This is a genomic window from Pyruvatibacter mobilis (assembly GCF_012848855.1).
In the GTDB taxonomy this organism is placed as follows: Bacteria; Pseudomonadota; Alphaproteobacteria; order CGMCC-115125; family CGMCC-115125; genus Pyruvatibacter; species Pyruvatibacter mobilis.
In genome coordinates this window covers 227,501-241,252 of record NZ_CP051630.1, presented here as the reverse complement: position 1 = coordinate 241,252, position 13,752 = coordinate 227,501, and the positions used below count along the sequence as shown (strand labels likewise).

Genomic DNA, 13,752 nt, shown 5'->3' with positions numbered 1-13,752 from the left:
CAATTGGCCGGCTTCGGGCGGACAGCACCTACCAGCTTTCGATCCACGGGCGCAGGTCGATCTCGTGTGTCCACGCCGTCCGCGGCTGCCGGTGGATCTGCCAGTAGGTTTCGGCGATGTCATCGGGCTTGAGGATACCGCCTTCGTCGTCGAGCGCCGCCCTGTCAGGAAAATTCTCCCGGATCCAGGCCGTATCAATCGCCCCGTCGATGACCGAATGCGCCACATGGATGCCCTTGGGCCCCAGTTCCCGCGCCATCGACTGGGCCAGCGCCCGCAGGGCGAACTTGGCGCCGGAGAACGCGGCAAACCCCTTGCCGCCGCGCATGCTGGCCGTCGCCCCGGTAAAGATGATGGTGCCTTCCCCGCGCGGCGTCATATAGCGCGCCGCCTCGCGGCCGGTGAGGAACCCGGCAAAGGCCGCCATCTCCCACACCTTGCGATAGACCCGCGACGTCGTCTCGGTAATCGGGAAATTCACATTCGCACCGATGTTGAAGACCATCACTTCGACCGGCCCGACTTCGTCTTCCACCGTGCGGAAGAAGGCTTCCACCTGTGCCTCGTCGCGGGCGTCCACACCGAAGGCCCGGGCCGTGCCGCCCTCCGCCTCGATGTCGGCCACCAGCGGCGCAAGCTGATCGCCATTCCGGCGGCAGACACAGGCGGTGTACCCCGCCCGGGCGAACCGGCGCGCCACAGCGCCGCCTGTCGCATCGCCTGCGCCGATGATGATGGCCGCCTTGCCGGCGCCCGGAGTGTCATTGGCCATGCCGCAGTCCCGCCTTTCGGAAATGGTTAGTTTCTTTTCAAAACTTACCGCTTGACTATGGGTTCAAAAAGAAAACGGATCAAGGTAGAATTATGCAAACAAGGGTGTGAAATGGTGCACACCCTCATCGTTCCGGACCAGCCTCGATCCGCGCAGGCCGCCGGAACACCTTCAGGAGCTGCCCATGCGCTGGTCTGATCTGCCCAATGTTTCCTGCTCTGTCGCCCGCGCCATGTCGGTGGTCGGCGACCGCTGGACGATGCTGGTGCTGCGCGACCTGTTCCTGGGTGTCCGGCGGTTCGAGGATTTCGAGCGGCGGCTTGGCATTGCCCGGCCCGTCCTCTCCCAGCGGCTGAAGAAGCTGGTGGAGGAAGATGTGCTCAACAAGGTGCGCTACGAGGAACGTCCGGCGCGCTACGAGTATCGCCTGACCCAGAAGGGCAAGGACCTTTATCCGGTGGTCATGGCCCTGCGCGCCTGGGGCGATGAGCATATGCCCACCGGCGATGGCCCGCCCGTGGTCACCCGCCACAGGGCTTGCGGCCACGTGGTCACGCCGAAGCTTTGTTGCCCCGAATGCGGCGAACCCGTTCAGGCCAAGGACATGGAAGCCCTGCCGGGCCCCGGTGCGCACGAGATTGCTCACCAGCCGGCCTCACGCCGCTCCGCCTGACTCGAAGAGGCAGACCGCCTCAAACAGCGGCGCGGAAGAAATGCCTCAGCGGCACCGTTCGGCGGCAGGCATCAGCACAGCTGCGAAGCGGGAGGACGCCTCCGGCCCGGAAGCCCGCAGCTTGGGCAGGCGGAACGCCTGCACCAGTGCCCCCTCAGGCAGCCCCGTCACCTCCGCATAGGCCAGCGCCGCAGGCGGAATGACAGCCGTGCCCTCCCGCGCGCCGCTGCGCCATACCACGAGGCACTGCCCGGCTGCCCGCTCCGGCCGTTGCGGCGGATCGTAATAGCCGTAGTTAAGCGCGACCATGCGGGCGTCCGGGAAATGAGTGCGCAGATTTCCGGCGATATGTTCATCCCCCGCCAGCACGGTGCCGCCTGCAAACCCCATCTCCGCCAGGCCGTCGGCAAGCGCCGCATAGGGCTCTGCCAGCCGGCACTTGCCGCAGGTGATCTTGGAGGGCGCGACGAAGCCCGCCAGCCGCCAGCCCAGCGCCAGCAGCGTGACCGCCAGCACCACGCCCATGAACAGCGACAGCCGCCGCGCGCTCGGCCGCACCGCCCGCACCATGGCGATGAGATAGATCGGTGCCCACAGCATCAGCGGGTGCATCCACCGCTCACCATAGTGAGCCACGCCCGCCACCAGCACGGGGATGGCCAGCACCACGATGCCCGCCAGCGTGGCGTCCCGCACAAGCCGCACGGGGTCAGCCCCCGCAGCACCATGACCGCCCGGATGCAGGATGTTCGACGGCCGGAAGGCCTGCGGGAAGATCAGCAGCAGCACCGGCAGAAGCGGCATCAGAAACAGGAGCGGCGCCCGGATGCTTGACCACAGCCCGGAGAGGATCTGGATGGCAACACCCCCAAGCTCCGGCCGCGCAAGGGTGCTGCTCGCTGCCCGGCTGAAATCGAACCCGCTGGTGAAGGCCCAGTAGTAATGCGGCACGGCCAGGGCGGCGGCCACGAGCAGTGTCCCGATGATGCGGGGATTGATCAGCACACGCCGGAAGCCGGGCTGCACCAGCATGGCCAGCACCAGCGCCGCGAAGCCCGCAAAATAGGCCTGCTTGGCAAGCGCACCGATGGCAATGGCCACCCCCAGCCCCGCAAAGGACAGAAGATCGTTGCGCGCCTCCGCCCGCAGCACAGCCAGCAGCGTCAGTGGAGCGGCAAGGGTCAGAAAAATCGTGTGCGTGACGCCCTCATGGGCGTTCCAGGCCACCTGGAACAGCAGCAGCACCGACAATGTGGCGAGAACTGCCCAGCCGTCATGCTTGAGCACACGGCGTGCAGCAAGGAAGTAAGCCACGAAGGCGCCCCACAGCGCCGCATACTTGACGATCAGTGTACTGAGTGCCCCCGGTCCCGTGACCTGATGCACAACCCACAGAAGCCAGGCGGGCAGCGGCGGATATTTCGGCGTCTGCCCCCAGTCGATTGTCTGGGCATAGACGGTCTCGCCCACCCAGTCGACCGCAATCACATCCGTGAAAGGCAGCCGCACCAGCATATGGGCGATGACATATACCGCCGCGAAGACACACACCGCCGCAAGAGCCGACCAGCCCTCGGGCCAGACATGCAGGAGCCTGTCGTAGCGCGTGCCGATGGCGTGCGCGGAAGCGGATCTGGAACGTGGCATGGGCAGTCCTGGCATCGCGACCGGCGGACATGCCTGACGTCACAGCAGGCACCGCCGAAGAGGCATGAGAGGTGCCAAAGGTGCCCGAAACACCCCAAAAGACAAGAAAAACCGGCACCTCCATGGAGATGCCGGTTTCTCGTTCTCTGACCGCCACGGCGGACTGACGCGGCAGATACGCCCCTAGGCCGCCAGCTCGCCGCGCGCCGGATAGTCGTTCTTCAGCACGAAATCGAGGGCGGATAACACATCGTCCAGCGGCGGACGGGCGAACGGCATGCTCTGCACCGAGACGAAATAGACCTCGCCGCCCGGACGGATGAGGAACAGGCCCGGCTCGGAAAACTCAGCCGGCTCCTGCTTGATGCCGGTCGAAATGAAGAGCCCCCATTCCCGCGCCGTTTCGATGGACAGGCCATAGCCAAGCGTCAGCTTGTCGAGACCCCAATCCTGCTTGGATTGGGTCGCCTTGTCCTCGCTGTCCGTTGAAACCGCCACCACGTTGACGCCACGCTCGGCGAAGGCGTCGAGTTTCCGTTCGAGGTCACGCAGCTGCATCTTGCAGATCGGGCAATGCAGGCCACGATAGACAACGACCAGCGTGAAATTCTCCGGCGACTGTTCGGACAGGGTCCACTGCGCACCGCCAACGGTGGGAACGGAGAGTTCGGGAGCCTGGCTGCGGGGAAGTACCATGATGCGCCTCCATGGAAGAGATATGAGCGGGGACAGGCGGCCAACCGCCGTCGCACCAGAAATGGAGATGCCATGCGAGGGGCGAAAGCTTGCCCCCCGTCAACTTGTCGTGAGACGGCACCGCCGGCATCTGAGGCAAACCCGCGAGCATCCCCCTGGTTTCACGGGCTGCCGCACTTGGCGCGATTTTTCAATCAACTGCGTCCCGGTTTGTTACCCTTTCCGCATTTCCTGGGGTCCGTCATGTCCGGTGTCACGGCGCCCCGTTGCAGCAGAGCCGCTTGATGGACGCCTTCACCAATACCGGCCTTCTTGCCCTTCTCATCCGCGCAACGCGGGACACGGCGCCGGAACTGGTCGCCGGCCTGGAGACCCCCCACCCTCTGGCCCGCGCCATTCACCCCGCTGCCGACAAGACGGCGCTTGCGGGCAAACTGCTGGCGGCAGGCAAGGCCGGCACGCTCCTGTCGGTTGGCCGCTACCTCCAGGCAGCACCTGAGACACCGACCCTTCTTGCCTTGCGGGCATCACCTGATCCACAGGTGATGGCAGAAAAATGGATGCGCCTTGAGCGCTACAACCACGCTTCGCACCGCACCGAGATCACGATGCCACGGCCAACAAGCTGGCTGTGCACCCGTTCCAGCACAGATCCCGCCGATGCGCCGACCCTGGCTGAGAACCTGCTCATCGCAGGCGTCCTGATCGGCCTGCTCGAGATAACGGGCCATGACGGCGTCACGCTCGAGCTAGGCCGCCGCCATATACCAGCAGGGGACCTTGCGTCTTTCCGGCACGACGGACGCATGACCGCGACCAGCTGGCGTATTCACTGGTCACCCGCATCGCAGGACAGGCCACATATCCCGAATGATCCGGACCCACCCTCAGAAACAACGCCCCGTCCGGCAAGCGCCCGCCTGGTGACACTGCTTGCCACCGACATGAGCCGACCCTGGCGCATTGGTGATGCCGCCCGCGCACTCGGCCGGTCCGTCCGCTCTCTGCAGCGCGACCTGACCGGAGAAGGCGAGACCTTCTCAACCTGCATGCGCCGCGCCCGCATGACCCATGCCACGCAGATGCTCATCGGCGGTGAAACATCGCTGGCGGAAATTGGCTTTTGCTGCGGCTATGCGGACCAGGCGCATTTCCAGCGCGACTTTCTCACCGCCACCAACGTCACCCCACGACGCTTCGGCCGCATCTCCCGTGGAATGGACGTTTGACGGGCTCCATCCAGTTTGGCGTGATCATTCAATAAGGCTGACGGCAAAGGGTCCACATCACACCCATCATTCCTCACTCAGGAGACGTGTGATGACCTCTTCCCGGCCCACCCTCAGGCAGTTCCGCAAACCTATGGGCTGTGCCGCCCTGGCAACCCTGTGCGGCTTGATGTTGTCCGCCTGCACAACAGCCATTCCCATTCGGACATCCATCGAGATCGATGCGCCCCGCCCGCAGGTCTTCGCGGTCCTCACCGATTTCGCAGCCTATCCTGAATGGAACCCCTATCACGTCCGCGTTGTCGGCGAGGCCGTGGAAGGGGCTGATCTTGAGGTGCGCGTGAAGCGGCCCGACGGCAAGGTCATCGACGTCCCGCAGGTACATGTGCTGCGCGTCGAGAAGGACCGGGCCCTTTACTGGGGCGGCGGCATTTCAGGCATCTTCAAGGGAGAACACCGCTTCGACCTCGAAGACCTGCCGGGCGGCGGCACGCTGGTCCGCCACGAAGAAGACTTCGAGGGCCTGTTCATCGGCTTTGCCGACCTGCCGCCTGACGTCCTCGCCGAGGGCTATCGCGGGGTCAACCGCGCGCTCAAGGCCTATGTCGAGGCATCAGCCCCCTAGCGGAACAGCATGATCGGGACGAGGCAGGAGCGGATCATTTCCGTGGTGGTGGAGCCGATGATCAGGGTACGGATTCGCGAGTGCCCGTAGGCTCCCATCACCAGCATGTCGATGTCGCCCTGCTCGACCCGTTCAGCAATCACCTTGTCGGCCACGCCTGCCCTGATGGCGCAGCTGGCCGCGATGTCCCGCGCACGCAATTGCTGGGCGGCGGCTTCCAGCTGGGCGCGATTGGCCTCGCTGTCATCCCCCACCATCAGAAGCTCGACCTCAAGCCCCTCAAAAACCTTGCTGCCGGACATGTACTCGATTGCCTTGAGCGCGCTTGCCCCGCCGTCGAACGCCACCAGCACCTTCGACACCGGCTTGAAGGCCCGCGACGTGACCAGCACCGGCCGCCGCGTGGTCCGCACCACCCGCTCAAGGTTTGAGCCCAGATGGAGCTTGGCGAAATCCGCCGCCTCGCCGCGCTTGCCGACAATCAGCAGATTTGCATCCACCTCCAGCGCCTGCACCGTCTCCGCCAGGTCGCCATAGCGCAGCGACGTGGTGACCGTGCCGCCGCCCGCCTCCTCAAGGCGGCTGCGTGCCTCGTCGAGCAGGGCGCGGCCCCGCTTCTGGGTCAGCTTGGCCTTGCGCGCATCAAGCTCCGCCAACTCCTCCAGCAAAGCCGTCCGCGCACCCAGGCCGATATTGCCGCTCAGATCCGCGCCGTCCGCAGCACCTTCCCGGCGTCCCAGCACATGCAGCAGCTCGACGGCGGCCCCGTTGCGGGCACTGACCCAGGCCGCCGCATCACACACGCTGTGGGCGTAAAGCGAGCCATCGATAAGGGCGATTGTCTTCAGCATGTCCTGTCCCCGATTGGTCTGTCTGCGTGGTCCGGCCAGCGCTCAAAGCCGGCCCAGTGGCCGTTCAGTGGCCCATCACCCGGTCGAGCGCACCCGGCTCATCTTTGATGCTCAGCTTGTCGACGATGGTTTCACTGGCCTCGTTGAGACCGACGATCTCGACCTCCGCCCCTTCACGGCGGAATTTGAGCACCACTGAATCGAGCGCCGCAACACTGGAAATGTCCCAGATATGCGCCCCCGACACATCGATCACCACGTGCTCCAGCGCTTCCTTGAAATCAAAGGCCGCCAGGAAATCCTCAACCGACGCAAAAAACACCTGCCCCTCGATCACATAGGTCCGCCGCGTGCCTTCCGCATTGACGTGGCTCGTCACCCGGAACAGCTGCGAGATCTTGCCCGCGAAGAAGATGCCCGACAGCAGCACACCGGCCAGCACGCCGATGGCCAGATTATGCGTCGCCACCACGGTGATGACCGTCGCCAGCATCACCACCGAAGAGCTGCGGGGGTGCGAACGCAGGTTCTTGATCGACGACCACGAGAACGTGCCGATCGACACCATGATCATGATCGCCACCAGCGCCGCCATCGGTATCTGTCGCACCCAGTCGCCCAGCACCACGATCAGGAACAGCAGGAAGATCCCTGCGCAGAAAGTCGACAGCCGGCCGCGGCCGCCGGATTTCACGTTGATCATCGATTGCCCGATCATCGCGCAGCCTGCCATGCCGCCGATGAAGCCGGTGGCGAAATTGGCGATGCCCTGGCCGACGCATTCCTGGTCGCGGTCGCTCTTGGTGTCCGTCAGGTCATCGACAATGGACGCGGTCATCAGCGATTCGAGCAGCCCCACGGCCGCAACACCGGCGGAGTAGGGCAGGATGATTTCAAACGTTTCCCAGGTAAGCGGCACGTCCGGCAGCAGGAAAATCGGCAGCGTCGACGGCAGCTCGCCCATGTCCCCCACCGTCCGCAGGTCGAACCCGAAGAACAGCGCCAGCCCCGTCAGCACGATGATGCAGACCAGCGGCGACGGTACGGCGGTGGTAATGCGCGGGAACAGATAGATGATCGCCAGCCCGCCGGCGACCATCACATAGGTCAGCCACGGCACGCCGATCAGCTCCGGCAGCTGCGCCATGAAGATGAGGATCGCCAGCGCATTGACGAAGCCCGTCATCACCGATTGCGACACAAACCGCATCACCTGCCCGAGCCGCAGATAGCCCGCGATGATCTGCAGCACACCCGCCAGGATCGTGGCTGCCAGCAGGTATTGAAGCCCGTGCTCCTTGACCAGCGTCACCATCAGAACGGCCGTCGCCGCGGTCGCCGCCGAGATCATGCCCGGGCGCCCGCCGACAATCGCCGTGATCACCGCAATCGAGAAGGAGGCATAAAGCCCGACCTTCGGATCCACACCGGCAATGATGGAAAAGGCGATTGCTTCGGGGATCAGCGCCAGCGCCACCACCAGGCCCGACAGAACATCCCCGCGAATATTGCCCAGCCACTCATGCTTGAGACGTGGCACTGAAAAGTCGAACAAACCGGACCTCCAAGACCCGAACGCCAAACAAAAAGGCGGCCCCGCAGGACATCCCGCCAGGGGACATGCCGCGAGGTCGCCATTGATGCACCGCACCATAAGGATTTTGCCCGCCGATGCACCGCCTGAATGCGGATAGCCGACATGCAGGCGGGCAGCGGCCCGGCACGGGCGGCGGAGAGCGTCAATAGGCCGCCGTGAACCGCCGGTGCAAATGGCGGGGCTGCTCGGCCTCATCCAGCAGCGCCACGGCAAAATCCTCCGCCGAAATGCGGCTGACGCCTGCCTCGTCCACCACGAGATCATCCTCCCCCAGCCGATAGGCGCCGGTCCGGTCACCAGGCGCGATCAGCGCCGGCGGGCTTGCATAGGCCCAGGGTGTGTGCCGGTCCGCCTGGCACACAGCCAGTTGATCCGAACAGGCCTGGGCAATCGGCCGGTATTGACGGGGCAGATAGGCCTCATCCTCGATGACCAGCAACCCGCTCGACGGCACCCGCAGGCTGCCCGCCCCGCCCACCAGCAGGAGCCGGCTGCCTGCCCGGCATGTGCCGCGCAAGAGCGCCTGGGCCATCACCACCAACAGCCGTTCATGGCCTTCCGGCGGCCGCGTGGCACTGATCACAAGATCCTGGCCCGCTGCCACGCGCGCCACATCGTCAACGCTTGCCGCGTCCGCCTCGGCCACCTGGACGCCATCGGGCAGGAGGGAGGCTTTCCCCCGGTCCCGCAGGGCAACGGTCACCTCATGGCCGCGCGACAGGGCCTCGCGCATGGCGCTGCCGCCGATCATGCCGGTGGCACCGAAAAGAGTAATCTTCATTGGTCTGTCTCCTTCCACCAGCCGGACTCAGCCGTTGACCGCGTCGAGATACCGGTCGAATGACGCGGCAACCCGCGCCGTCGCATCGCCGATGATGTTGCGCGTCCAGGTGTAGCCGTAGAGGTCCTCATAGGCGTAAGCCGCCAGCCGCGCGCGCATGGCCACCACGTCGCTGGTGCGCATGGGAATGGCGTTCGGGTAGCTGTACATGAAGGACACCACGCGCCGGTCGAGCCCCACCTGCAGCGCATCCCCGGCAAACAGCGCCCCGCCGGGCCGCGGTCCCGTCGCCCAATGCAGGGCCGTGCTGCCGGGGAAATGACCGCCGCAGCGGATCAGCGTCACATCATCGGAAAGACGCCGTGTGTCCCCCGACCAGAATTCGATGGCACTGTGCGGCCGCTGCACCCAGTCCCGGTCCGCGTCGTGCAGCAACACGGGCACACCGCCCAGCGCGTCGCTCCACTCCCCCAGCGATGAATAGAAATGCGGATGGGAAATGACGATGAGATCAACACCTCCTTCCGCCTCCAGCCGCGCAACAGCGTCATCGGTCACAAGGCTCTGGCATTCCCACATGATGTTGCCGGCATCCGTCTTGAGCAGCGCCGAGCGCTGATCAATGGCGAATTGCGGCTCCAGCCCGAACGCCAGAACGTCCCCGTCGGTGGCGAATTTGACCGTGTGATCAGCGCCAAGCGCCTCATGGGTCGTCCAGGCCTGCCCCTCATAGGCCACATATTGCCGGTCATCCGCGCAGATAGGGCACTGCTCCGGTGCAGCATCAAGGTCGCGGGTCTGCGTCCCGCAGGTGGTGCAGATATACTTCGTCATGGCGGTCTCCTGTCATGGACGCCGCCCTCCAGGGGCGGCCCACAACAGCTACACATTTGACCTCCCGCAAATAATCCGGCTAATTCGAACAACACTCACAACCAATAGTGTTGAATATGGACAAGCTGACGGCCCTCAGGGCCTTCCGGGAAGCCGTGGACCAGGGCAGCTTTGCCGGCGCCGCCCGCAGGCTTGGCCTGTCACCAGCGGCGATCAGCAAGAACATCGGGGAGCTGGAGGCCCATCTCGGCACCCGCCTCCTCAACCGCACGACCCGGCGCATGAGCCTGACCGAGGCGGGAGAAGACTATTACGGCCGCATCCGCCGGGTCCTCCGGGATCTCGAGGACGCCGATACCAGCCTCACCGCCATGCGCGCTCAGCCCCGCGGGACCTTGCGGGTCAGCGCACCCATGACCTTGTCCCTGATTGCCCTCACACCCCACATCCCCGGTTTTCTGGATCGCTATCCCGATGTCAGCCTCGACCTCAGCCTTGATGACAGGCGGATCAACATCGTTGAGGAAGGGGTGGATCTGGCCCTTCGCGGCACCGACCAGCTCGAAAATTCGAGCCTTATCGCCCGCAAACTGATGGTCCTCGACCACGTGCTGTGTGCATCGCCGGACTATCTCGCCAACCATGGGTGCCCGCAGCACCCCCGCGACCTCGCCCACCACAATTGCCTGCGCTTCAGCCTGTCAGGCCACGCCAACAGCTGGACATTTTCCCGCGACGGCAAGGAGACGACAGTACCCGTCACCGGCCGCTACACCGCGGGCTCCAGCCTCGCCATCCGCGATGCTCTCCGGGCCGGTTTCGGCATCAGTCTCATTCCACGCATCTACGTCGCCGACGATCTTACATCCGGCACTCTCACGCAGGTTCTGGGTGATTGGCAATCGAACCGGACGCCGGTCTACGCGGTCTATCCCTCGCGCCAGTATCTGGTCCCCAAGGTGCGGTGCTTCATTGATTTCCTGGCCGAAACCCTGGGCCCCGCCTGACACGCCCGCGACCTGCCCTGACCAGGTAAAACAACGGGTCTGCCAGCGTGAGCCAGGCAAGGGTTCAGGTCATACGGCAGCAATCAAACATTGCAGCTAGTCGTCAAACCCCAGAAACACCGCGGCTTCCTCAACGCTCTTGCGCTCCGAGACAACCGCATTGGCAGGAAAGGTCTCGTCCGGCCACCCGAGAGCCACAGCCTTCATGATGACCTGATCGTCGGCAATGCCCGCATGCTCGCGCACCACCGGCGACTGCATGATGCCCTGGCTGTTGATCACCGCCCCGAGCCCGCGCGACCATGCGGCATTGACCAAAGCAGTTGTCACCGCGCCGCAATCAAACGGGGTGTCGTCGCTCTCCGCCAATTCGCGGTCATATGTGACGATCACACACACAGGCGCGTCAAACTGACGGAAGCCGCGCAGCACCCAGTCCTGCCGCCGCTCCTTGTCCTCACGGGCAATCCCCATGGCGCCGAACAATTGTTTGGCAACGCCCACCTGCCGATCACGGTGCTTCCCTTCAAAGGCCTTGCCGATGCGGAACTCACGTGAGTGCGGGACACCTGCAAGATTGCGTTCGGTATTACCCGCGCGGATTCGATCAAGCGGCTCACCGGACAGCACATAGAAGTTCCACGGCTGAGTGTTCATCGAGGACGGCGCCCGCATTGCCAGGGCCAGAATTTCCTCAATCAGCGCCTTGGGCACCGGATCCGGCTTGTATCCCCGAATGCTCCGCCGCCCCATGATGACATCATCGAATTCCATTGGTCGTCCTCGTCAATTTCATTTGCCCTGGGCGTACCCGCTAAGCGCAGGCAGGACAAGCCACCCGGCAAACCGCAGACGCGGAAAACACAAAAAAGCCCGCCGGCGCGAGCCAGGCGGGCTTACTTGAAGGATTGGTTGCGGGGGCAGGATTTGAACCTGCGACCTTCAGGTTATGAGCCTGACGAGCTACCGGGCTGCTCCACCCCGCGCCAAAGCGCTGTGCCGCCACCTAATGGGCTGACGTGGGTCTCGTCGGCGCGAGGCCGCGTCATGGGTGAGGGCGTATTAAAACCGGCGCTGACACGCGCCGGAGCATGTTCCGTGAACTGAGGGATCTTGTCCGTATCACCAGTTGTGATTTGCAGGCCCGGCAACGACCTACTCTCCCACGCCTTAAGACGCAGTACCATCGGCGCTGAGGAGTTTAACGGCCGAGTTCGGGATGGGATCGGGTTTAGGCTCCTCGCAATAATCACCGAGCCGGCAAATCACAACAAGTGAAGGGTGAATACACTGGCTTGCAGCCGCTTCCTTGCGAAAGCTGCTGCCAAAGTCCTGTGGTGCTGCCACGGCCGGACACTTGGTCCGGCCATGACGGGCATGGGTAATGAGATCGAACAAGCCGATCGAGCGATTAGTACTCGTTAGCTCCACGCGTTACCGCGCTTCCACACCGAGCCTATCAACGTGGTGGTCTTCCACGGCTCTCAAGGGAGAACTCGTCTCAAGGTGGGTTTCCCGCTTAGATGCTTTCAGCGGTTATCCCGACCGTACATAGCTACCCGGCTATGCTGCTGGCGCAACAACCGGTCCACCAGAGGTACGTCCATCCCGGTCCTCTCGTACTAGGGACAGATCCTTTCAATTCTCCTACACCCACGGCAGATAGGGACCGAACTGTCTCACGACGTTCTAAACCCAGCTCACGTACCTCTTTAATTGGCGAACAGCCAAACCCTTGGGACCTGCTCCAGCCCCAGGATGAGATGAGCCGACATCGAGGTGCCAAACAACCCCGTCGATATGGACTCTTGGGGGTCATCAGCCTGTTATCCCCGGCGTACCTTTTATCCGTTGAGCGATGGCCCTTCCACGCGGGACCACCGGATCACTATGACCGACTTTCGTCTCTGCTCGGCCTGTCAGCCTCGCAGTCAGGCAGGCTTATGCCATTGCACTCAACAACCGATTTCCGACCGGTCTGAGCCTACCATCGCGCGCCTCCGTTACTCTTTGGGAGGCGACCGCCCCAGTCAAACTACCCACCATACATTGTCCCAGGCGTTGTAGCGCCGTGGTTAGACATCAATAAGGACAAGGGTGGTATTTCAAGGGTGACTCCACTCGAGCTGGCGCCCGGGCTTCAAAGTCTACCACCTATCCTACACATGTCGTCACTAATGCCAATGTAAAGCTGTAGTAAAGGTGCACGGGGTCTTTCCGTCTAACCGCGGGAACCCCGCATCTTCACGGGGAATTCAATTTCGCTGAGTCGATGCTGGAGACAGTGGGGAAGTCGTTACGCCATTCGTGCAGGTCGGAACTTACCCGACAAGGAATTTCGCTACCTTAGGACCGTTATAGTTACGGCCGCCGTTTACCGGGGCTTCGATTCAAAGCTTGCACCTCTCCTCTTAACCTTCCGGCACCGGGCAGGCGTCAGACCCTATACGTCGTCTTGCGACTTCGCAGAGCCCTGTGTTTTTAGTAAACAGTCGCTACCCCCTGGTCTGTGCCCCCTGCCAATGGTTGCCCAAAGGCAGGGCCCTCTTCTCCCGAAGTTACGAGGGCAATTTGCCGAGTTCCTTCAGCATCGTTCTCTCAAGCGCCTTAGTATACTCTACCTGTCCACCTGTGTCGGTTTAGGGTACGGTCTAATGGAGAGGCTATTTCCTGGAACTCCATCACTGCCAGTCCAATCCAATAAGGACTGACAACTTACGGAATTCGTCACCATCTCCCGGCCCAGGAATATTCACCTGGTTCCCATCGACTACGCCTTTCGGCCTCGCCTTAGGGGCCGGCTAACCCTGCGCAGATTAGCTTTACGCAGGAACCCTTGGACTTACGGCGAGAGGGTCTCTCACCCTCTTTGTCGCTACTCATGTCAGCATTCTCACTTCCGATATCTCCAGGTGCCCTCGCGGGTCACCCTTCACAGACTTACGGAACGCTCCGCTACCGCGCACACAAAAGTGTGCACCCGCAGCTTCGGTAAGTGGCTTAAGCCCCGGTACATCTTCGGCGCAGGAGCGCTTGACCA

Annotated in this window: 12 protein-coding genes, 1 tRNA gene and 2 rRNA genes (1 of these 15 running past the window's edge); 4 read left to right on the top strand and 11 right to left on the bottom strand. The window is 63.4% G+C overall.

The window, feature by feature from the left end; genetic code table 11:
* Positions 1-28: 28 nt before the first annotated feature.
* On the bottom strand, positions 29-772 hold the full coding sequence (locus HG718_RS01205; RefSeq protein WP_160586692.1) for an SDR family oxidoreductase: 744 nt from the start codon (positions 770-772) through the stop codon (positions 29-31).
* Positions 773-956: 184 nt separating this feature from the next.
* Here HG718_RS01205 and HG718_RS01200 point away from each other — a divergent pair, with 184 nt between their 5' ends.
* Positions 957-1,445 carry a winged helix-turn-helix transcriptional regulator gene (locus tag HG718_RS01200; protein WP_160586691.1) on the top strand — a complete coding sequence of 163 codons (489 nt, stop codon included), beginning with the start codon at positions 957-959 and terminating at the stop codon, positions 1,443-1,445.
* A 45-nt stretch (positions 1,446-1,490) separates the two neighbouring features.
* On the opposite strand, the gene HG718_RS01195 is transcribed toward HG718_RS01200, so the two are convergent.
* Both HG718_RS01195 and HG718_RS01190 read right to left on the bottom strand, forming a co-directional pair.
* Positions 1,491-3,092, bottom strand: a complete 1,602-nt coding sequence (locus tag HG718_RS01195) for an ArnT family glycosyltransferase (RefSeq protein ID WP_160586690.1) — start codon at positions 3,090-3,092, stop codon at positions 1,491-1,493.
* Between the two features lie 183 nt (positions 3,093-3,275).
* Complete coding sequence (locus HG718_RS01190; protein ID WP_027838898.1) at positions 3,276-3,788, bottom strand: peroxiredoxin-like family protein; 513 nt, start codon at positions 3,786-3,788, stop codon at positions 3,276-3,278.
* Positions 3,789-4,072: 284 nt separating this feature from the next.
* Between HG718_RS01190 and HG718_RS01185 the strand changes: the two genes are divergently transcribed.
* Together HG718_RS01185 and HG718_RS01180 are read left to right on the top strand one after the other, a co-directional pair.
* Positions 4,073-5,017, top strand: a complete 945-nt coding sequence (locus HG718_RS01185; RefSeq protein ID WP_205345619.1) for a helix-turn-helix transcriptional regulator — start codon at positions 4,073-4,075, stop codon at positions 5,015-5,017.
* A 91-nt stretch (positions 5,018-5,108) separates the two neighbouring features.
* Positions 5,109-5,642, top strand: a complete 534-nt coding sequence (locus tag HG718_RS01180) for an SRPBCC domain-containing protein (protein ID WP_160586689.1) — start codon at positions 5,109-5,111, stop codon at positions 5,640-5,642.
* On the opposite strand, the gene HG718_RS01175 is transcribed toward HG718_RS01180, so the two are convergent.
* From HG718_RS01175 to HG718_RS01160, 4 genes are all read right to left on the bottom strand, one after another.
* Complete coding sequence (locus tag HG718_RS01175) at positions 5,639-6,493, bottom strand: universal stress protein (RefSeq protein ID WP_160586688.1); 855 nt, start codon at positions 6,491-6,493, stop codon at positions 5,639-5,641. The two genes, HG718_RS01180 and HG718_RS01175, sit on opposite strands and share 4 nt — an antisense overlap.
* 64 nt (positions 6,494-6,557) lie before the next feature.
* Entirely contained in the window at positions 6,558-8,033 is a 1,476-nt protein-coding gene (locus tag HG718_RS01170; RefSeq protein ID WP_244624803.1) for a SulP family inorganic anion transporter, read from the bottom strand.
* A gap of 199 nt (positions 8,034-8,232) precedes the next feature.
* Entirely contained in the window at positions 8,233-8,871 is a 639-nt protein-coding gene (locus HG718_RS01165; protein WP_160586686.1) for an NAD(P)-dependent oxidoreductase, read from the bottom strand.
* A gap of 27 nt (positions 8,872-8,898) precedes the next feature.
* Positions 8,899-9,705 (bottom strand): MBL fold metallo-hydrolase, encoded by an 807-nt coding sequence (locus HG718_RS01160; protein ID WP_160586685.1) that lies wholly within the window; start codon positions 9,703-9,705, stop codon positions 8,899-8,901.
* Positions 9,706-9,821: 116 nt separating this feature from the next.
* Here HG718_RS01160 and HG718_RS01155 point away from each other — a divergent pair, with 116 nt between their 5' ends.
* Positions 9,822-10,712, top strand: coding sequence for a LysR family transcriptional regulator (locus tag HG718_RS01155; RefSeq protein WP_160586684.1), 891 nt, complete (start codon positions 9,822-9,824; stop codon positions 10,710-10,712).
* Positions 10,713-10,808: 96 nt separating this feature from the next.
* On the opposite strand, the gene HG718_RS01150 is transcribed toward HG718_RS01155, so the two are convergent.
* The 4 genes from HG718_RS01150 to HG718_RS01135 all read right to left on the bottom strand — a co-directional run.
* The gene (locus HG718_RS01150) at positions 10,809-11,486 is read right to left on the bottom strand and encodes a nitroreductase (RefSeq protein ID WP_160586683.1); all 678 of its coding nucleotides are present in this window, start codon (positions 11,484-11,486) and stop codon (positions 10,809-10,811) included.
* Between the two features lie 135 nt (positions 11,487-11,621).
* Positions 11,622-11,698: transfer RNA gene (locus HG718_RS01145), tRNA-Met, on the bottom strand.
* A 156-nt stretch (positions 11,699-11,854) separates the two neighbouring features.
* Positions 11,855-11,969, bottom strand: a 5S ribosomal RNA gene (gene rrf / locus HG718_RS01140).
* Positions 11,970-12,102: 133 nt separating this feature from the next.
* Positions 12,103-13,752 (bottom strand): 23S ribosomal RNA (locus HG718_RS01135) (it continues 1,071 nt past the right edge of the window).